Source organism: Verrucosispora sp. WMMC514, from assembly GCF_027497295.1.
GTDB classification, from domain to species: domain Bacteria; phylum Actinomycetota; class Actinomycetes; order Mycobacteriales; family Micromonosporaceae; genus Micromonospora; species Micromonospora palythoicola.
In genome coordinates this window covers 2560911-2581002 of the sequence record NZ_CP114906.1, presented here as the reverse complement: position 1 = coordinate 2581002, position 20092 = coordinate 2560911, and the positions used below count along the sequence as shown (strand labels likewise).

The 20092-nt window shown below is 69.3% G+C and carries 14 protein-coding genes; 6 read left to right on the top strand and 8 right to left on the bottom strand.

Annotated elements, in window-relative coordinates:
- Together O7597_RS11525 and O7597_RS11520 are read right to left on the bottom strand one after the other, a co-directional pair.
- Nucleotides 1-2292: a hypothetical protein gene (locus O7597_RS11525; RefSeq protein WP_281582706.1), complete on the bottom strand. Its 2292-nt coding sequence runs from the start codon at nt 2290-2292 to the stop codon at nt 1-3.
- Nucleotides 2289-3080, bottom strand: a complete 792-nt coding sequence (locus tag O7597_RS11520; RefSeq protein WP_269740575.1) for a deoxyribonuclease IV — start codon at nt 3078-3080, stop codon at nt 2289-2291. The genes O7597_RS11525 and O7597_RS11520 overlap by 4 nt, the downstream gene beginning before the upstream one ends.
- 511 nt (nt 3081-3591) lie before the next feature.
- Between O7597_RS11520 and rpsF the strand changes: the two genes are divergently transcribed.
- The 4 genes from rpsF to rplI all read left to right on the top strand — a co-directional run bounded on the left by rpsF (nt 3592) and on the right by rplI (nt 5232).
- On the top strand, nt 3592-3882 hold the full coding sequence (rpsF, locus tag O7597_RS11515; RefSeq protein ID WP_093409369.1) for a 30S ribosomal protein S6: 291 nt from the start codon (nt 3592-3594) through the stop codon (nt 3880-3882).
- Between the two features lie 99 nt (nt 3883-3981).
- Complete coding sequence (locus O7597_RS11510) at nt 3982-4491, top strand: single-stranded DNA-binding protein (RefSeq protein ID WP_164448791.1); 510 nt, start codon at nt 3982-3984, stop codon at nt 4489-4491.
- 41 nt (nt 4492-4532) lie between these two features.
- On the top strand, nt 4533-4772 hold the full coding sequence (gene rpsR, locus O7597_RS11505; RefSeq protein ID WP_007073789.1) for a 30S ribosomal protein S18: 240 nt from the start codon (nt 4533-4535) through the stop codon (nt 4770-4772).
- 13 nt (nt 4773-4785) lie between these two features.
- On the top strand, nt 4786-5232 hold the full coding sequence (rplI, locus tag O7597_RS11500) for a 50S ribosomal protein L9 (protein WP_269740576.1): 447 nt from the start codon (nt 4786-4788) through the stop codon (nt 5230-5232).
- 79 nt (nt 5233-5311) lie between these two features.
- Here rplI and O7597_RS11495 read toward each other — a convergent pair whose 3' ends face one another.
- Nucleotides 5312-6967, bottom strand: coding sequence for a hypothetical protein (locus O7597_RS11495; protein ID WP_281582705.1), 1656 nt, complete (start codon nt 6965-6967; stop codon nt 5312-5314).
- Between the two features lie 390 nt (nt 6968-7357).
- Here O7597_RS11495 and dnaB point away from each other — a divergent pair, with 390 nt between their 5' ends.
- On the top strand, nt 7358-10294 hold the full coding sequence (gene dnaB / locus O7597_RS11490; protein WP_281582704.1) for a replicative DNA helicase: 2937 nt from the start codon (nt 7358-7360) through the stop codon (nt 10292-10294).
- 25 nt (nt 10295-10319) lie between these two features.
- Here the strand turns inward: dnaB and O7597_RS11485 are convergent, their stop codons facing one another.
- From O7597_RS11485 to O7597_RS11465, 5 genes are all read right to left on the bottom strand, one after another.
- Complete coding sequence (locus tag O7597_RS11485; protein WP_281582703.1) at nt 10320-10994, bottom strand: maleylpyruvate isomerase N-terminal domain-containing protein; 675 nt, start codon at nt 10992-10994, stop codon at nt 10320-10322.
- Between the two features lie 139 nt (nt 10995-11133).
- A complete protein-coding gene (locus tag O7597_RS11480; RefSeq protein ID WP_269742694.1) occupies nt 11134-11523 on the bottom strand; it encodes a zf-TFIIB domain-containing protein in 390 nt (129 codons plus the stop codon).
- 19 nt (nt 11524-11542) lie between these two features.
- Nucleotides 11543-12175 (bottom strand): phosphoribosyltransferase family protein, encoded by a 633-nt coding sequence (locus tag O7597_RS11475; RefSeq protein ID WP_281582702.1) that lies wholly within the window; start codon nt 12173-12175, stop codon nt 11543-11545.
- 10 nt (nt 12176-12185) lie between these two features.
- Nucleotides 12186-13496 (bottom strand): glycosyltransferase 87 family protein, encoded by a 1311-nt coding sequence (locus O7597_RS11470; RefSeq protein WP_281582701.1) that lies wholly within the window; start codon nt 13494-13496, stop codon nt 12186-12188.
- A gap of 13 nt (nt 13497-13509) precedes the next feature.
- Nucleotides 13510-16020 (bottom strand): bifunctional diguanylate cyclase/phosphodiesterase, encoded by a 2511-nt coding sequence (locus O7597_RS11465; RefSeq protein WP_281582700.1) that lies wholly within the window; start codon nt 16018-16020, stop codon nt 13510-13512.
- 689 nt (nt 16021-16709) lie between these two features.
- On the opposite strand from O7597_RS11465, the gene O7597_RS11460 reads away from it, so the two are divergent.
- Entirely contained in the window at nt 16710-19817 is a 3108-nt protein-coding gene (locus O7597_RS11460) for a BTAD domain-containing putative transcriptional regulator (RefSeq protein ID WP_281582699.1), read from the top strand.
- Nucleotides 19818-20092 lie beyond the last annotated feature (275 nt).

Sequence of the window (20092 nt, the reverse complement as noted above, 5' to 3'; positions counted from 1 at the left end):
TCAGAGACGGAAGACGACGACGTCGCCGATCTCCTCACGGGTGATGCCCAGCCCGTCGACGGGTGCGTCGACGCTCACCTCCCACGGGGTGCCGGCGATCTTGTCGCGCAGCACCAGGACGTTGTGCACGCCCAGCGTGCGCAGGTAGTCGACGCTGGTCTGGTCGGGGAAGGTCATGGCGACCCGGCGCGCGTCTTCCAGCTGACGTGGGGTGAAACCACTGCCCCCGTTGACGATGTCCTGGAACCGGGTGGTCGACCACAGCATCACCGGCTGGTCGTGGTTCTGTCCGCTGGGCAGCACGAGCAGTGGGCCGTCGACCGAACGCATCGCCGCCGGCTGCGCCGGCACCACGGGATGCGGTGTGCTGTTGGTGCCCTCGGCGATCACCAACAGCAGCGGCACCAGGGTCGCCAGACGCAGCCAGGGGCTCGGCCAGGAGGGGATCCGCTCGGCGTAGATCTCCCGGACCCGCACGGCGAACGCGCTCACCGCCCCCGCAGCGAGCAGACCGAGCAGCAACGTGGCCCACAGCATCAACCGGCCCGGGGTCCGGATGCCGCTCCAGCCGGGCAGGTGGTCGAAGAGTGGCACGTAGGTGAAGCGACCGCCGAACAGTTCGGTGCCCATCGACAGGGCCATCGCGACCAGCACCCCGGCGAGCAGCAGGAGTCGTTGGCGGACCTTCCAGACGGAGAAGAACAGCCCGCCGAGGGCGAGCGCGTACAGCACGAAGCCGGGCAGCAGCGTCATCTCCGGGTGCCACGGCAGCAGCGACCGGGCACCTTCGTGCAGGCCGCCCCAGAGGCGGGACTCGCCCGGGGCGGTGACGAAACCGGTCGCGGGCGGCGAGAAGACGGCGATGTCGTCGATCGTCCGCTCCGCGTTCGGGTGCAACTGCGCGACGGTGAAGTACGGGATGGCCATCAGGACGCCCACCCCGGCGAAGATCAGCCCGCCGATCAGGTCGGCGACGAACAGCCGCTGGCCGAAGGGGCGCTTGAGCCGCCAGAAGATCCGCTTCGCGTACCAGATGACGACGGCCGCCAGGACGACGCCGGCCAGCACGTACGCGAACGGCAGACCGATCCCGAAGCCGAGACTGAGTTGCCAGGCGGCCACCAGCCAACCGGCGTACACCCAGCCCTCGTGCCGGCGCTCCGGCCGGTAGCCGTGCCGCAGCGACCAGCCGTGCCCCCGAGCCAGCATGGCCAGCGCCAGCGGAATGCCGCCGTTGGAGACCACGTGCAGATGGCCGGCCTGGGCCAGCAGCCACGGCGCGTAGGTGTAGGCGGCACCGGCCACGGCGGAACCCGTCCGGCTCGCGCCGAGCTGCCGGGCCAGCACGTACGCGCCGAAGGTGGCGAGGGCGTGCGCCAGCACGAACATGATGTTGTAGCGAACGAGGGCGGCCTCGGGACCGCTGCCGATCATGCCGGCCGGCGCGTACCCGAGCAGGGTGTCCGAGAAGGCGAAGCTCCACCGTTCGGGGAAGAACGCGTTGGCGTGCCAGAGCTGGGCCGGTTCGGTCAGCAGGATGTGCCCGGACCAGGCCATCTGCCAGGCCTGGAGGCTCGGATCCCAGTAGTCCTGCGGCAGCGTGTGTGCCGGGTAGCGCAGCGTCGGCCAGGTCATCAGCACGGCCAGCGCCAGTGACGCGACGGCGGCCAGCGTCCACTCGTGGATCAGCAGCCGGCCGACCCGCCGGCCCAGCCGCCCGTACCAGGTGGGCACCGGCTCGGGGGCGGGCCCGAAAGCGGCCCACGGGTCCGGCTTGCGCTCGCCCTCCGTGGAGGTGCCGTCGGTCTTGGCGCCACCCTCGGCCGGCTTGCCTGCGGTAGCGGTCTTGCCCGCGGCAATCTCGTCTCGGTCGGCAACCTTGCCTGTAGGGGCCTTCTCTGCGGCGTCCGGCCCGGTGCCGGCGTCTTTGCCCGTGCCCGCGTCCTTGCCCGCGTCTTTGCCCGTGCCGGCGTCCTTGCCCGCGTCCTTGCCCGTGCCGGCGTCCTTGCCCGTGCCCGCGTCGGTAGTCCTAGGAGGGACGGCTGGATCCGCTGGGGCGTCTGCGTTGCTGCCCGGAGCATCGTCGGCGCTGATGCGCTTGCGCGTCGCGCGAGTCGCGTCGGCCGGACCGTTGCCGGTGGGCTTGCCCTGGTCGGCGTCGTTCAAGGCGCTCGCCGGGACACCGTTGGGGTCGCGCCGGCTCTGCGGGTCGGTGGACGCCGGGCTCCCGGTGTCCCGAGCGTCTTGCGAGGTCGGCCTGGGGCCACCGGAGGCGGACTGGTCCGTGGTCATCGTGCTCCGGTCTTCCCGTCGAGCTGTCCACGCAGGAAGGCGATGTCACTACCCTGCCCCTCGACCCCGCCGGGTGTCTCGACGATGACCGGCGCACCCGCCGCGCGGATCACCGCGACCAGGAGATCCGGGTCGATGGTCCCGCTGGACAGGTTGTCGTGGCGATCCCGCCCCGACCCGAACCCGTCCTTCGAGTTGTTGGCGTGCACCAGGTCGATCCGACCGGTGATCGCCTTCACCCGATCGACCAGACCGAGCAGTTCCTCCCCGCCGGCATGCGCGTGGCAGGTGTCCAGGCAGAAGCCGACCTCCTGGTCACCGATGGTGTCCCAGAGCCGAGCGAGCGCATCCAGCCGTCGCGCACACGCGTTGTCACCACCGGCGGTGTTCTCGATCAGCACCGGAAGCCCGAAGCCGCCCGACTCGGCCGCGTACGACAGGGCCTTGCGCCAGTTGTCGAACCCGGTCGCCGGGTCGTCGCCGGCGTTCACGTGCCCGCCGTGCACGATCAGGCCTTTGGCGCCGATGGCGGAGGCCGCCTTCGCATGCGCGAGCAGCAGTTTGCGACTGGGGATCCGGATCCGGTTGTTGCCGGTGGCGACGTTGATGACGTACGGCGCGTGCACGTAGACGTCGACGTCGGCACCGCTCAGCACCGCCGCGTCGGCGCGGGGCTGCGGCGCCTTCCAGCCTTGAGGGTCGGAGAGAAAGAACTGCACGGCGTCTGCCGCTCGGGCGGTCGCCTCCGCCAGCGGGTCGGTCGGATCGACGTGGGCTCCGATACGCATGCAGGCGAGCCTACGTCCCGCCTCGGACGGTCGGGGCGATGCCCGCTGTCCGGCCGCGTCACCGGCACCGACGGTAGTCGTTGATACCAATGGATCCTCCGGTTCACGGCGACCCGACCGGAACTCGACAGGGAAATTGTCGGTAATTCCGGGATTTGCCCCGTGAAGCACCGGCTTCCGCGATAACGTCAGGTAACAACGTGATAAAGCTCCGCGGGGCGTCTCCGGTCCAACCTCATCGGTGTGGTCGTTCCTCCCCAGGTCCCACCCAAGGAATGCGGACCAGGCGCCCCGCGGCCCCGTGGCCGGGGGTCCGCGCCGACAGTGACGTCGGCGCGGACCCCCGGTTCGCGTGCCCCGTCACCTCGGTGATGGTGATCGTCGGGGCCGGGTATCCTGGTCCGGTTGTCCGTCCCCGGTCGGGTTCCCCCGGTGCCGGAACGGGCCACGACGCACGACCTCCTGCCACGGAAGGACCGTGGCCGCATAGCCCACAGGAGGTGAGCACGTCTTGCGTCATTACGAGATCATGGTGATCCTCGACCCCAGCCTCGAGGAGCGCACCGTCGCCCCGTCGCTCGACACGTACCTGAATGTGATCAGGACCGCGGGTGGCTCGGTGGAGAAGACCGATGTGTGGGGCCGCCGGCGCCTCGCCTACGAGATCAACAAGAAGGCCGAGGGCATCTACGCCGTCATCGACCTCCAGGCGACGCCGGAGGCGGTGGCCGAGCTGGACCGCCAGCTGCGGCTCAACGAGTCCGTGCTGCGTACGAAGGTCCTCCGGCCGGAGATGCGCTAGCAAACCCACCCCGGCCCCACCCGGATCAGCCTCACCGTCACTGTCGGAGGGTTCTGAGAACCTGTACGGCGGAACGGATGAGCGCGCGAGGAGTTGGTCATGGCAGGAGACACCACCATCACGGTCATCGGCAACCTGACCGATGACCCCGAGTTGCGGTTCACCCCCTCCGGTGCCGCGGTCGCCAAGTTCCGGGTCGCCTCGACGCCCCGGTTCATGGACAAGGCGTCCGGTGAGTGGAAGGACGGCGAGCCGCTGTTCCTTTCGTGCACCGTCTGGCGGCAGGCCGCGGAGCACGTGGCGGAGTCGCTACAGCGCGGCGCCCGCGTGATCGTCTCGGGTCGGCTGCGTCAGCGGTCCTACGAGACCCGCGAGGGTGAGAAGCGCACCGTCATCGAGCTGGAGGTCGACGAGATCGGCCCGTCACTGCGCTACGCCACGGCGAAGGTGCAGAAGATGTCCCGGTCCGGCGGCGGTGGCGGCGGCTTCGGTAGTGGTGGCGGTGGTGGCCAGGGCGGCGGAGGCAACTTCGACGACCCCTGGGCTTCGGCCGCACCGGCTCCCGCACGTTCGGGTGGCGGCAACTTCGACGAGGAGCCTCCGTTCTAATGGCGCCGAGCGCCCGTGATCGTAAACCAGGAGCAAGAGCAATGGCGAAGGCTGCGGCACTGCGCAAGCCGAAGAAGAAGGTGAACCCGCTCGACAAGGACGGGATCACCTACATCGACTACAAGGACACCGCGCTGCTGCGCAAGTTCATCTCCGACCGCGGCAAGATCCGCGCTCGGCGGGTGACCGGCGTCACCTCGCAGCAGCAGCGGCAGATCGCGCGTGCGGTCAAGAACGCCCGTGAGATGGCGCTCCTGCCGTACACCGCGACGGCCCGCTGAGAGAGGCACCGACATGAAGATCATCCTGACGCAGGAGGTGTCCGGGCTCGGTGCCCCGGGCGACATCGTGGAGGTCAAGAACGGCTACGGCCGTAACTACCTGCTCCCGCAGGGCTTCGCGATCGCCTGGACCAAGGGCGCGGAGAAGCAGGTCACCCTCATCAAGCGGGCCCGTTCGGCCCGCGAGATCCGCGACCTGGATCACGCCAACGAGGTGAAGGCGCAGCTCGAGGCCCTCAAGGTGAACATGAAGGCCCGTGCCGGCGAAGGTGGCCGGCTCTTCGGCTCGGTCACCCCGGCCGAGATCGTCGACGCCGTCAAGGCGGCCGGCGGCCCGTCCCTCGACCGGCGGCGGCTGGAGGTTTCCGGTCACATCAAGTCGATCGGGTCGCACCCCGTGCGGATCAAGCTGCACCCCGAGGTGACCGCCACGTTCAACCTCAACGTCGTGCAGGGCTGATACCCGGCACCGGCGAACGACGCGGGGCCCGCACCGTCCACCGGTGCGGGCCCCGCGTCGTCTTCCACGGAATACCCGGTCAACCGATGGGCTGGCCGGTCACCGCGCTGATCATCACCGTCGAGAGGCCGCCACCCACCACGGCGGCGGCGAGCGCCACAGTGGTCGGACGCCAGGTCGTACCCACCCGACGCAGCAGCGTCGCGATCGCCAGGCTGCTGACCAGGGCCAGGCCGAACCGCGGCAGCCCGCCCACCATCGCCCCGAACGCCCGCGCCCGGGGTGACTCACACCCGCCGCCGCTGATGTCGGTCACACAGCCCACGGGTGGCGCCCCGTCCAGGGTCAGCAGCCAGACGAAGACCACGACCGCCGGTAGGACGTAACAGGCCGCCGTGTAGAGCAGCGGCAGCCAGGGACCACCCGGATCGGGATCGAGCAGGTCGTCTTCCAGCCGGCGGTTCCAACTGGCGTTGCCCACCGACTCGATGCGGCGCCGTACCGCCGCCATGCCGACCGGCCCAGGCTGCGGCACCGCAGCCGTACGTCGCCGGGGCACCGCCCGGGGACGCGGCGCCGTGTAGCCCACCACCGGCGACCGGGGTGCCGACGCGGGCGCGTCCACCCACCGTGGATCATCACCGGCAAGTCGGGTGCCCGGCCAGAAGGTCTCCTGCGGTGGCTCCGGCTCCGGCCGGGTGCTCCACGACCACTGCTGGACACCCGGTGCGCCATCCGACCGGGGGTGCTCCGTACGATCCCAGCGGTCCGGCTCGGAATAATCCTCCCACCGGTTACGGTCCCGCTGCCGTTCCCGTCGATCGAGCTCGGGGTCGCGGTCCCACTGGCCCGTGCTGTCCGGCTCCAGCCACTGCTCTGACGCCGACGACTGAAGCCACTGGCTCGTGCTGTCCGCGTCCCAGGGGTCGACCGGGGCGGAATCGGCACGCCGGTTGGGACCGGCGGGCTGCTGCCAGGCGTGCAGACCGGAGGCGTCCCACGGATCCACCGCGGGCGGTCGTACCTCGGGTTCCGCGGCCCGATCCCACGGCTCCGCCGCCCGCTCCCAGGGATCCACGGCCGAACCGGGTGCCGGTTCCGCCGCCCGCCGCCGACGTCGCGGCGTCGGGGCGGCGGCCGACTCCGAGTCGGACGTCTGCTCGGCCTCGTCCTCCAGCCCGGACCAGGTCACCTGGCGTTGCCGGGACTGTGCGCGGCGGGGCCGGCTCTGCGGCGTCACACCGGAGACCGGATCGTCCTCCTCGGCCCGCCGGCTGCCGACGTACCCCTCCTCCTGTGGACGGTCGAAGGTCCACTCGCGGGTATGGTCGGACTGCGGTGGCACCGCCGGCGACGAGGCGATGGCGCGGGGTTGGGAATCGCGCCAGTCGGCCTCCTGGGAGCGCCGGCTGCTCTCGCTCCGGTAGACCCCTGACGATCGGCGGCCGCCGTCGCCGTAGCGCGGCCGGTCGTCGTCATCGTCGTCCGGCGCGGCATGCCGACCACCACCGTCGACGCTGCTGACGCCCGACTCCAGCGCCCAGCGCGGCAGATAAGGCTCGGCCGGTTCCTCCTGGCCACGCTCGATCGCTCGCCGACGGCTCGGGGTGCGGTAACGCTCGACCGCCGAGTCGTAACGTGCGGCCCGTGGCTCCTCGACGGGCTCGGCCCACGAAGCGGTCGGTCGCCGCTCGCGCGGACCGTCCTCCCCGCGTGCCCAGTCCCGGTAACTCACGGCCGGAGCGTGACCCTTCTCAACCGAACGTGCAATCCGCTGTCCAGGTGTAGCCGTAGGCCACCGATCTTACGGGAGGTTCAGGACAAAGCCCTACCCGGAAATTCCCTCCACAGGCTGGGGAAAGAGTTTGCGCAGGTCAGAGGGCCTTCGCCAAGAATTCCCCATCCGTTATCCACACCCTGTGCACACGCTGCGCACATGCTTGTCCACCTGAGTCCACAGGTTGTCCCGAGGCTCATCCACCGCCACGGTTGAGTGGCCGACCTCGGACTCCGTATGGTGGCCACGACCTGCTGATCCGATGGCCCCCGATCGAAGCGGCCGGTCGACGTTGTCGCACCCGGGCGGTAAGCCTGGAACCGATCCGACGCAGTGGAGGGGGGCCCGGTGTCGGTCACCGACGACAGGCGGACGGAGTCGTTTCCGGCCGGTGGGCAGCAGCCCGGCAACGGGCCACACGACGGTCAGTTCGACAAGACGCCGCCGCAGGATGTGGCCGCGGAGCAGTGCGTCCTCGGCGGCATGCTGCTCTCCAAGGACGCCATCGCCGACGTCGTCGAGATCCTCAAGACCAACGACTTCTACCGCCCGGTGCACGCCACCATCTTCGACACCATCCTGGAGATCTACGGCAGGGGCGAGCCGGCCGACGCCATCACCGTCGCGGCGGCACTCGCCGACTCCGGCGACCTGGCTCGGGTGGGTGGCGCTCCATACCTGCACACGTTGATCGCGAGCGTGCCGACCGCCGCGAACGCCGCCTACTACGCCCGGATCGTCAGCGAACGCGCGGTGCTCCGACGTCTGGTCGAGGCCGGCACCCGGATCGTCCAACTCGGCTACGGCACCGCGAGCGGCGGCAGCCGGGACGTGGACGACATCGTCGACCTGGCTCAGCAGGCCGTCTACGACGTCACGGAACGTCGGGTCAGCGAGGACTTCGCGATCCTGGCCGACATGCTGCAACCGACGCTCGACGAGATCGAGGCGGTCGGCGCCCAGGGCGGCGTGATGACCGGCGTGCCGACCGGCTTCACCGACCTGGACCGCCTGCTCAACGGGCTGCACGCCGGTCAGTTGATCATTGTGGCGGGGCGACCTGGCCTTGGAAAGGCGCTGGCACTCGACACACCCCTGCCGACCCCCACCGGCTGGACGACGATGGGTGAGGTGCAGGTAGGCGATCAGCTGATCGGTGCGGACGGCCGCCCCACCACCGTCACGCACGCCTACGAGGTGCGCCACGACCGCCCCTGCTACGAGGTCGAGTTCTCCGACGGATCAGTCATCGTCGCCGATGCCGAGCACCTGTGGACGACGACCACCCGGGCCTCACGCCACCAACAGAATGAGCTCCGGCCGCGCTACCAGTGGGATGCCTCGGCACGCGCCAAGGCGGCAGCCGTACACCGGGCTGTCACCGCCATCCCCGACCGGCTTGTCACCCACCGGGAAGCCGTGGAGATCGCCGGATCCCGGTTCCGGTACGTCCTGCACGTAGTGGCGGCCAAGGTGGGCATCGCCGGCACTGTCGAACGTCAGTACTCGCGAAACGGCAAGCCCTGGCGTCGGACGGTCGACGCCTACAGCGCCCATGCCCTGTTCGACGCCCACCTGAGCCGGGTGAGTCGGGTCATGAACAGCAATACGACTGTGGCACACCCTCGGGCCGTAACTACCGAACACATCGTCGCGACACTGCGGCATCCGGCTGACGGGCGCGCAAACCACGCGGTGACCAATGCTCAACCGCTGTCCCTTCCCGCCCGCGAGGACCTGCCGATCCCCCCGTACACGCTTGGCGTGTGGCTGGGCGACGGGCACTCGGCAGGTGCCCGGTTCACGTCGGCGGACCCGGAGATCGCACAGTATGTCGAAGCCGATGGCTTCATCGTCGCCCCGGGAAGCGGGACCTACTCCTACGGCATCAAGCTGCCACCGCGGGCACCACTCGACGATCGTCGCTGCATCGTCTGCGGCGTCATCTTCACTCCCCGCGCGTCTGCGGTAAGAACCTGCGGAAGGACGTGTGGCGCCAGGTCGAGGGGCATGGTCGGGACCGCCGACCGCGGAGGCTGCGAGACCTGCGGTACGACAACGAAGTCGAGCTGGAACGGCGCCCGCCACTGCGCAACGTGTCGCCGGTTGCGTGGCTCGTTCACCGGGCTGCTTCGAGCCGCCGGTGTCCTGAACGACAAGCACATTCCGCAGCCTTACCTCCGAGCGTCGGAGGAGCAGCGACGGGAGCTGCTGGCGGGACTGCTCGACACCGACGGTACTGCTGCGGCAGCCGGACACGTCCAGTACACCACCACCTCGGAGCGGCTAGCCAAGGATGTGTACGAGCTCGTCGTCAGCCTGGGCTACCGATGCTCGATCAACCGCAAGCGAGTCAACGGCCGTACCCCCGAAAGCTCGACGGCTTTCACATTGAGCTTCTCGACGGCGGACGAGGTATTCCGGCTGACCAGGAAGCGGGAGTCGCACGCTACGCGCCGACACGCGGTCGGCCGGGCGGGTACCCGATCCCGCTACATCGTGGATGTGCGACCGGTGCCGAGTGTCCCCGTGCGGTGCGTCACGGTCGACAATGAGGATCACCTTTACTTGGCCGGTCGATCAATGATTCCCACGCACAACAGCACCGCGAGCATGGACTTCGCGCGCAACGCCGCGATCCGTGCCAACCAGGCATCGGCGATCTTCTCGTTGGAAATGAGCAAGGTCGAGATCGTCATGCGGCTGCTCTCGGCCGAGGCCCGAGTGCCACTGCACGTGCTGCGAAGCGGGCAACTGTCCGACGACGACTGGACCAAGCTCGCCCGATGCATGGGTGAGATCAGCGAGGCGCCGCTGTTCGTCGACGACACGCCCAGCATGAACCTGATGGAGATCCGGGCGAAGGCCCGTCGGCTCAAGCAGCGGCATGACCTCAAGTTGATTGTGGTCGACTATCTTCAGCTGATGACGTCGCCGAAGCGTACCGAGAGCCGGCAGCAGGAGGTCGCGGACCTGTCGCGTGGCCTGAAGCTGTTGGCCAAGGAGGTCGAGTGTCCGGTCATCGCGGTCAGCCAGCTGAACCGTGGCCCGGAACAGCGCACCGACAAGCGCCCACAATTGTCTGATTTGCGCGAGTCTGGCTCAATTGAGCAAGATGCTGACGTTGTCATACTTCTGCACCGTGACGACTACTACGACAAGGAGTCGCCGCGGGCCGGGGAGGCGGATTTCATCGTCGCCAAGCACCGGAATGGTCCGACCGACACGGTGACCGTCGCCGCTCAGCTGCACCTGTCGCGCTTCGTCGACATGGCGATCGTCTGACCTGGCCCAACCGAGTCCGACGGGCTCAGCCGAGCACCGGGAAGCGGGCGGCGTATTCGCCGAAAGCGCGCCGCTCCGGCCCGGTGAGCGGCAGCCGCCCGGTGGCCCTGAGCAGGTAGTCGTGGTCGTTCCAGCCGTCCGGTCGGGTAACGGCGCCGCCGAGCAGGGCGTCCACGGTGGCCACCGCGACCCGGGTCGCGGCCGGCCCGGGCGCGGGCGCGTCCGGTAGATCCAGGACCAGGTCGAGGTGGTGGACTACAGCTTCGGTGGTGAAGGTGTCCAGCAGGTCGGCTACCCGCAACACGTGCCCTTGAGTGGTGACGAAACCGGCCGGATCCGCCTTACCTGCGGCGCGCGCGGCGGCCGGCGCGGTGTCGGCCCAGAGCCGGACCACCCCGGACGGGCGGTCGAACGCGGCAGCCGAGCGACGGGCCCACCAGGCGTGCCGGGCGCTCCCGTCGCCGCCCGGAAAAGAGTGCCAGTAGCTGACCGAGTCCACGGTGGCCGGTCCGTCGGCGGGGCTGGCCAGCGCGACGAGCGCCCGCTGCGCGTCGCAGAGCACGTGGAAGAGCAGGTCAGCGACCAGCCATCCCCGACAGCGGGTCGGTCGCTGAAGATCGCTGTCGTCCAGGTCTGCCACCACGGTGCTGATGCCGTCGTACGCGTTGGCCAGTGCGATGTGCGAAGCTCGCGACCCCATGCCGGCAGCGTCCCACAACCGGTGTCGTCCCGCGCTTCGAGACCCGGATGCCGAGGACACGATCAGCCGAGGACGCGATCGGTGGTGCGGGATGGAGGACCGGGCCGGTCAGGCGGCCCGGTCACCCAGGTTGTGCCGCTCAGCCGAACATCTCGTCGAGGAAGCTCTTGCGCTTCTTCCGGCGGTAGTGCCCGTGGTAGCCGTAGTGCTGCTGACCGTGGCCGTAGGCAGGTGCCGGGGCCGGGTAGCCGTGCGACGGGGGCGGGGGCGGGGGCACGGCACCGTAGCCCGGCTGGTGTGGCGCGGGCGGCGGAGGTGGGGGCTGGTAGCCGCCGCCCGGACGGGGCGCTTGCTGGGCCGGGGCAGGGGTCTGCTGCGCGCTCCAGTTGGCCTCCGCCTCGAACAGCTTCTCCAGCTCACCGCGGTCGAGGAAGATCCCCCGGCACTCGCCGCACTGGTCGATGACGACGCCGCTGCGCTCGTACTGACGCATTTCTCCGTGACACTTGGGACAGGTCAGGCTCATTATTCGACGGTACCTGGTCCACTCACGCGGAGGCGGTCAGCGCCTCCGTCACCTCGTCGTCCGAAACCTCGTGGAAGTCGTCGTAGTACGCCCCGACGGCGGTGAAGGCCTCCGGACGCTGAGCACAGATCACCTGGTCGGCCTCGCCGGCGAGCGTCTCGTACGCGTCCTGGGCACCGACCGGTACGGCGACCAGCACCCGACGGGCGTCGAGCTGACGGGCCACTGCCACGGCGGCCCGGGCGGTCGCCCCGGTGGCCAGCCCGTCGTCGACGATGACGGCGGTTCGGCCGGTCAGCTCCAGTGGCCCCCGGCCAGCTCGGTAGAGCTGTTCGCGCCGGTCCAGTTCCGCCTGCTCCCGGCGCTGTACGTCGGCCATGTCGGCGGAGCTGAGCTGCCCGGCCACCACGTCGTTGAGTACGCGTACGCCGGCCGGGCCGAGCGCGCCGAAGGCGACCTCGGGGGCCCACGGCATGCCGAGCTTGCGGACCACCAGCACGTCCAGCGGCGCGCCGAGGCGTTCGGCGACGACCCGGGCCACCGGCACGCCCCCGCGTACCAGGCCCAGTACGACGACGTCCGGTTCGCCGATCAGGGCGGTGAGTCGGTCGGCGAGCACCCGGCCCGCCTCGGTGCGGTCGCGGTAGGTGGTCATGCCTTCAGGTCTACGCCCTGCGAGTCGTCTTCGCTCGCCGGTTGCCGGATCCCGGGACGTCAAGTGCTGCTGCCCAGACGAGGAACGCCACCGGATAGAGCAGATAGCCGAACCGGGTGCTCGGCATCAGCAGGATCGCCACGAGCAACCCGTACCCGCAGACGAGCGCCGCCGTGCGCGCGGTTCGGGGCGGACGGCGGGCGAGCCGGACGGCGATCGCCACCGCCGCGGCGACCAGCAGGCCCGCAGCCACGGCCCGACCCGCCGGCAGCGCCTCGGCGATCAGGTGACCGGGGAACGGTGACTGTGCCGGGCTGGAGACCAGGCCGTGCCCGAGGGGGAACCGCAGCACGTTCTCCACCAGGGCGTCTGAGTCCACCAGCAGGGTGGGCAGCAGCGCGGCGGCGGGTACGCCGAGGGCGCCAGCGGCCACCCGCAGCCCCGCCCGGCGGCAGATGCCCCAGCTGACCAGCACGGCGGCGACCGGCCAGGCGAAGAGTTTCAGCGCACCGGCGAGCCCGACGGCGACGCCGGCCCAACCGGGTCGAGCGGTGGCGGCGAACGCGAGGGCCAGCAGGCAGAGTGCGAGTACGGGTAGATCGTCGCCGCCGGTGGCGAGGGTCAGTGCGCAGATCGGCAGGACGGTCGCGGCCTGTACCCCGCGCAGTACGGCCGCGTCGTGCCCGACCGTCGCGGCCGTCCGCTCGGGTCGGCGCAGGACGCGGACGGCGAGCAGCAGGGCGAGGGCGGTGCCGACCGCGAACCAGACCCGGGCGTCGCTCCACCACGCCTCGCTGGCGGCGCGGGGCAGCCCGAACAGGGCCATGCCCGGTTGGTACGGCGTGTAGCCGAGCAGTTGTTCGCCGAGCGGCAGCGCGGCGATGGCGTCCGGCCCCAGGTAGGGGGTGCCGGTCTCCACCAGTCGCCGCCCGGACTCCTCGACGACGAGCACCTCCTCCTGGGCCCGGTCGGTGCGTCCTGCCGCGCGCTGCACGCTCTGCACGACGAGGGGGAGCAGGGCGACGGTGGTCCAGGTCAGGACGGTGACCAGCCAGCGGGCGGGCAGCCCGGTGAACGCCGAGCCGGGCCGGTACCGCCGCAGCAGGAGTTGACCGAGCGCCATGATCGCCGCGGCGAGGTAGCCGAGCGCGGCCACGCCGCCCCAGGCGCGGTGCGGTAGGAGGGTGGAGGTGGCTGCGGTGACCGCGGCGAAGCCGGCGGAGACCGCGTAGAGGCCGAGGTCGAGAGCGAGTCCTCCGGCGGCGGTGTCGATCCGGTGCCACCACCCGGTACGGGGGCGGGTGGGGGTGGTGGTGCTCACCCGGGCAAGTCTGTCAGGCCGGCTGGTGACGACCCCGGCCACCCTGTCGGCGTCCCTGCGGTAGCCGGACCACCGCGCCAACGTCGTGCAGGGCGACCGCCAGGCAGCCGACCCGGCCGCCGGTACCGCGCTGGAGTGCGGCGAGCAGCGTTCCAGCCGGCAGCGGGCGCGCGAAGAGATGACCCTGGCCGGCGACACAGCCCAGTTCCCAGAGGGTGTGTCGCTGCGCCTCCCGCTCCACACCCTCGGCCACCACGGCGAGGTCGAGGCTGCGGCCGAGATCGAGGGTGGAACGGATGATCGCGGCGGCCTCGGTGGAGGATTCCATGCCGGTGACGAAGCTCCGGTCGATCTTCAGTTGGTGCACCGGGATCCGGGAGAGCAGCGAGAGCGAGGAGTAGCCGGTGCCGAAGTCGTCCAGGGCGAGCCGGACGCCGGCAGCACGTAGCCGGGTGAGGACCCGGTCGACGACGTCGAGCTGACTGAGGGTGAGGGTCTCGGTCAGTTCCAGGATCAGCCGGTCGGGTGGCAGGTCGTGGGCGCGCAGGCGAGCCAGCACCGAGTCGGGGAACCGGGTGTCGAGCAGGCTGCGGGGGGAGACGTTCACCGCCACGGGTACGTCGAAGCCGGCGTCGCGCCAGGTGCCGGCCGCGACCAGGGCCTGGTCGAGGATGGCCTCGGCGAAGGCCGGGAGCAGGCCCGAACGTTCGACCGTCTCCAGGAAGCGCAGCGGGTCGATCATCCCGTGGGTGGGGTGACGCCATCGGGCCAGCGCTTCGGCGGCGATGACCTCGCCGGTGCCGAGGTCGACGATCGGCTGGAACTTGACGGTGAACTCGTGGTCGGTCACGGCCCGGGTCAGGTCCCCGCCGAGCGTGAGACGACCCAGGTCGGCGGTGTCCCGGGCGGACGCGTAGCTGGCCAGCCGCTGCCCGGCCCGCTTGGCCTGGTACATCGCCACGTCCGCACGCCGGAGCAGTTCGACCATGCCGCCGGTGGCGGGGGCGGCGGCGATGCCGCCGCTGGCCTCCACGTTGATCCGCATGCCGTCGATGTCGAAGGGTTCGTGCAGCGCCGCCAGCAGCGTCTCGGCCCGGTGGGCAGCGACTGCGGGCGCGGGCAGGGCGCGCAGGAGTACGGCGAACTCGTCGCCACCGAGCCGGGCGACCAGGTCGTCGGCGTGGGCGGCGGCGCGCAGTCGTTCGGCGACAGCGGCCAGCATCTGATCACCGGCGGTGTGGCCGAGGGTGTCGTTGACCTCCTTGAAGTGGTTCAGGTCGATCAGCACGAGGGCGGTGACCCCGTCGGCGTGCCGTTGGTTCAGGTGGTCGTTGCCCGCGTCGAGCAGGTGACGCCGGTTCGGCAGGCCGGTCAGCGCGTCGTGTGTCGCGTCGTGCGCGTGCGCCTGGGCTACCCGGGCGAGTTCCGCGTACGCCTGAGCATTGCGGATGGCGGTGCACAGTGCTGAGGCGAAGGTGTAGAGGGTGTACTGCTCCCGCTCGGAAAGCTTCACCGGTCCGCGGAAGCGCAGCCGCAGCATGCCCACGTCGACCGTCTTGTCGTGCCCTTCGAGGCGGGCAGGGACCACCGCGCCCTGGACGGTGGTGGGCTCGGCTGCCGACCCGTCGTAGGTGACGCCGTCGGCGCCGCCGCGTACCACCCGGTCGGTGTCACGCAGCTCGACCTCCACCTCGTCGGCGGAGAAGAGTTCGGCCGCCCGGGTGACCGCGGTGGTGAGGACCTCGTCCAGCTCGACCACGTTGAGCGCGTCGGTCGTCTGGGCGAGCCGCTGCCACACCTGCTGCTCGGTGCGCTGCCGAATCCGGCCGGAGTACGCCAAATGCAGACTGAGCACCAGCGGCGGAACGGCGAGCAGCAACCGAGTGTCGATCTCCAGCAGTAGGAGCGTGCAGAGGGCGACGGCGAAACGTACGCAGAAGCCACCGACGCGGAGGTCCAGGTTGTCCCGGAATTGTCGGGAAATCCTGGTTCCGGTGGCCAGGGCGATGACCGGAATGGCGAGGAGGTCGTCGACGAGTGCGGCGGCCAGGTAGGCCAGCGCCAGCATCAGCGACATGCGGAGCAGGTCCTCCGCTGGCCGGGACCAGTCCAGGAGCGCCAGGGTCGCGCCGGCGGCCCCGGCGACGAGGATGTTCTTGCCAATGCTGAAGGCCATCTTGATGACTGGCAGCCGGAACGATGCGATCGCGACGCCGAGCCCGGTACACAGCACCACCCAGGATGTCGGAGCGACGGCCACTCCGATCACGATGGCCATCTCGTTCCAGTTGATCTGGTGGGTGGTCGACCGGATGCGTATCCGCGCCTTGACCGACGTGCCCACCGCGATCATGAAGACCACCGTCGCGATGGTCGCGAAGTCGTCCAGCGACCTCGGTGTGGTGGAGGTCAGGATGAGTCTTGTCGATGCGAGGACGACTATCCCTGCAGATACGACGACGAGACCGACTAGCAGCCGTAGCCGCCGATCGGTCTCAGTGCCGCCTTGCCTGGAAAGTGTCATGACACCTCAGGTCGCGCCCTTACCTCAGGTCACCCTACCTCGGTAAGGCCGGTCGGGAAGTTTGTTGGAGCCTCAGCCCCACTCGCTGCCTTTCACGCCCTACTCCTCACTCGTCGGGAAGCGGGAATCCTGATTGAACGTGCCCGCCTCGCGTGTTGGGAGGAGCTTAAGTAGAAAATCTGATGCTTAGCGATAATAAATGTCGCTATGCTCTCTATCAGCCAATACCGTCCTGATTCGTGACGTTCTGTCTATGATGTCCGTGCGCAGCGTTCGATCAGGAGTGCGCGTACAGGTTGTTTTCGGGTGTAAGGCCGAACGCAAAGAAGATCCTGCTACCCGTCAGTGTGACGGTCAAACAGGCGCTGTGCACCGACGAAGTGGGTCGACTGCAATGCCGATACGTCCGCTGCTCGACGTCGGGGTCGACGATCTGTGAGTGCGCCGTTCAACGGCTGACCCCCTCGTCCGCACACCATTGTCCGCCGGGCGGAGGAGGCGAGAGCGCCTGAAGATTCGAAGCGCTTCGTCTTCAGCTGTTCCCTAAGACGTAACCTGTGCTCCCACCCGGAAAGCCGGCTCCGTTTCTTGTCGCTCCGGTCGAGCTCGCCGTACCGATTGCAACGTGGCGGGTGCCGGCGGCGCTAAGCTGCATACAGTGATCCTTTGAATGCGGTCAGAGGGGTCGGGTGCAGATTCAGCTTCTCGGCGGTCTCGCGGTGCGCCTCGGCCCACAGGCGTTGCCGCCCGGAACGCCCAAGCAGCAGACCGTCCTGGCCATGCTGGCCTGCAACGCGGGGCAGTTGGTGTCGGTCGAACAACTCGTCGACGAGCTGTGGTCCGATAACCCGCCTCCCTCGGCTATCCCGAATGTCCGTACTTATGCAGCTAATTTACGACGCGGCCTTGAGGCGATGTTTCCTGATCGGGACGTGCTGATCCGCGCTCGAAACGGTTACCGGCTCGATGTCGAGTGCTCGGACGTGGACCTTTGCGCCTTCCGCGCAGAGGTGACCGAGGCGCGGCGGCTCCTCAGCGCGGACGAGCGGGAGGCGCTCCGACTCGTATCCCGTGCGCTGGCCCGCTGGCGCGGACCGATGCTCGCCGGGACAGCCCTCGGACCCGGGCTCGCCGCCCAGGTGGCCGCCGCGACCGAGGACCGGCTGCTGGCCACCGAGTTGTACGGCGAGCTGCAAGTCCGGCTCGGCCACTATGACGAGGCACTGCCGGTGCTACGGGAACTGCTGACCATGCATCCGCTGCGGGAGCCGGCTCACCTGTTGCTCATGCGGGCGCTCCACCTGGGGGGAGACTCCGCCGGTGCCGTGGCGGCCTACACCGCAGCTCGTCGAACCCTGCGGGAGCAACTGAACGTCGAGCCCGGTGAGGAACTGCAACGGTTGTATCGCCGTATCAGCCGGCAGGACGGCCGGTCTCGCCGGTCCGGAGCAGCCGGAGCGCTGGGTAGGGAGTCGACTGTTGCCGACGACCAGGAGCGTCGACTGCTCTCCTACCTCCCGCGGACGGTTCCGGACTTCGTGGGCCGTGCCGACGCCGTTGAGCACCTGCTGTCCATGACCCTGCGGACCGGCGAGCAGAACTGCGCAGTCCATCTCGTCGACGGCATGGCCGGCAGCGGCAAGACGACGCTTGCGGTACACGTCGCCAACCGGCTCATCGACCGATTTCCGGACGCCCAGTTGTTCATCGACCTCAAAGGCCACGACCCCGCCGAGAAGCTGGACAGTTCGACGGCTCTGGCGGCCTTGCTGCGGCAACTCGGCACACCCGCCGGTCGGATACCGCCGGACCCCGGAGACCGGCTCGACCGATGGCGTCGTGCCCTGGCTGGTCGCAAGGTGATCATCGTGCTGGACAATGCCGCCGACGCCGAGCAGGTCCAGCCCCTGCTGCCTACGGCGTCGGGAAGCCTGGTGATCGTGACGTCGCGTCGGCGGATCAGCGGGCTGGACGTCGGTCCGCCGGTGTCCCTGCCGCTACTCGACCCGGCGGAGGGTGTCGCACTGCTGGCGTCCACAGCAGGGGCGGAGCGGGTGGCTGCGGAGCCCGAGGCGGCAGTGGCGGTGGTGCAGAGCTGTGGTCACCTGCCGCTGGCGATCCGGCTTGCCGGTTCACGGCTCGCGCATCGTCCGAACTGGCGGGTGGCGGACCCGGCAACGCTGCTGGCGAGTAAGGCGCGCCGGCTGGATCACCTGACCTCGGGGGACCGTAGTGTGGCCGGCGCGTTCGCCGCCCTGTACGCCGCACTGAACGAACCAGCGCAGCGACTTTTCCGACTGCTCAGCGTGCATCCGGGAGACGAGTTCGGCCTGCTGGCCGCCAGCGCGTTGGCCGGCCTGTCACGCGACGAAACCGCCGAGATACTGGACGCCCTGCTGGACTCCCACCTGATCGAGGAGTTGACGGTGGGGCGTTATCGGATGCACGACCTGATTCGGCAGTACGCCAACGAACTGTCCAACCGGGTGGACCAGACAAGTGTGCGAAGAGAAGCGCTCGCGGATCTTCTCGATCTGATGCTGCACATCTCTCTTCCGGTGGCCGACAACCTCGAGGTAGGCCGTCTCGGTATCCATGTCTCGCTCGGGTCCGCGCGTCGCCCGGACCTGGTCAAGATGCCGTACGACGCTGCCGAGAAGTGGTTGGAGACCGAGCGGTTCAACATGGTCATGCTCGTCGGCAGAGCCCACGACTGGGGCTTCTACCAGGAAACGTGGCAGTTGGCGCGGGTCCTGTGGCGTTTTCTGTACACCCGGGGATGCTATGACGACATCGTCGGAACAAATCGTCAGGGTCTTGCGGCCGCGGAAACGATCGGCGACGAGAAGGCCATGGCCGTGATGCACAACTACCTCGCCTCGGCCTATCTGCGGACCGGCAACTATACAGGTGCGCTGGCGCACGTGGACAAGGCCGTGGAGATTTGTGAGCGCCGTGGTGACCGAATCAACCATGCGCGCTACGAGGCGAATCTCGTAGCAATTTACTGGCTCCTCGGTGAACCGGAGAAGGCGGTGACCACGGGACTGCACCGCATGCGAAGAGGCGTCATCGCGGATACCCATGGGACCGCTCACCTGCCGAACCTGGGCTTGGCGTTGGCGCTACTCGGCAGATACGACGAGGCGCTGCGTGTGCATCGCCTGCACCTCTATCTCGGACGCCAGTTAGGTAGTCAGTTCCATATTCTCAACGCGCTCGGTCACATCGGTGCGGTGAAGTGTCGCATGGGGAAGTACGACGTGGCAGCCCGCGCGTTGCGTGCGGCGCTCGTCATGCGGCAACGCACCGGACACCGTTACGCGGAGCCCGAGGTCCGGAACGACCTCGGGGTGGCCCTACGTGGTCTCGGGCGCACGGGTGAAGCGGTCCGCGAGCACGAGACCGCCCGAAGAATGGCAGCCGATGCCGGCGAACCTCACGTGGAGGCGGCGGCCCTGAACGACCTCGCGCTGACCCTTGCCGAATCCGCGAAAACCCCGAGACTGATCGAACTGCACCGCGAGGCGCTGCGGATTGCCACTCGCGTGGCGCACCCCTATGAACAGGGGCGCGCCCTAACCGGATTGGCCGAGCACATGTGGGGCATCGATCCAACCGAGGCCCTCCGGCACTGGACGCGGGCGCTGGCGATCTTCCGACGGATGGGGGTGCCAGAGCGGATTGACGTGGCCCGGCGTTTGGCGGAAGCCGAAGTCCAGCAGCCGCCGGAAGGCCTGCAATCGACCGCCGCCGCGCTGTCTCCAGCCCTGCTTGACAAGGGGTTGCAAGAGTGAAGATCGAGGTGCTTGGCGGCTTTCGAGTCTCGTTCGGTTCGTCCGGAGTGGACCTCGGCACGCCGAAGCAACGAACCGTCCTGGCCAAGCTGGTGATGAGCCCGCGCCGGACGGTCGCCATAGAGGAACTGATCGACGAGATCTGGCCCGGCGATCCACCGCGTTCGGCCGTACCGAATGTCCGGACCTACGCCGCAAACCTTCGACGGACCTTCGAGGCGCACGACGCTGGCCGGGGGGTGCTGGTACGTCAACGCGGTGGGTACCGACTGGAG

Excerpts from the sequence above, each read along its gene's own strand:
- O7597_RS11525 (WP_281582706.1), bottom strand. The coding sequence starts at position 2,292 with ATGACCACGGACCAGTCCGCCTCCGGTGGCCCCAGGCCGACCTCGCAA.
- O7597_RS11520 (WP_269740575.1), bottom strand. The coding sequence starts at position 3,080 with ATGCGTATCGGAGCCCACGTCGATCCGACCGACCCGCTGGCGGAGGCG.
- O7597_RS11510 (WP_164448791.1), top strand. The coding sequence starts at position 3,982 with ATGGCAGGAGACACCACCATCACGGTCATCGGCAACCTGACCGATGAC.
- rpsR (WP_007073789.1), top strand. The coding sequence starts at position 4,533 with ATGGCGAAGGCTGCGGCACTGCGCAAGCCGAAGAAGAAGGTGAACCCG.
- rplI (WP_269740576.1), top strand. The coding sequence starts at position 4,786 with ATGAAGATCATCCTGACGCAGGAGGTGTCCGGGCTCGGTGCCCCGGGC.
- O7597_RS11485 (WP_281582703.1), bottom strand. The coding sequence starts at position 10,994 with ATGGGGTCGCGAGCTTCGCACATCGCACTGGCCAACGCGTACGACGGC.
- O7597_RS11475 (WP_281582702.1), bottom strand. The coding sequence starts at position 12,175 with ATGACCACCTACCGCGACCGCACCGAGGCGGGCCGGGTGCTCGCCGAC.
- O7597_RS11465 (WP_281582700.1), bottom strand. The coding sequence starts at position 16,020 with ATGACACTTTCCAGGCAAGGCGGCACTGAGACCGATCGGCGGCTACGG.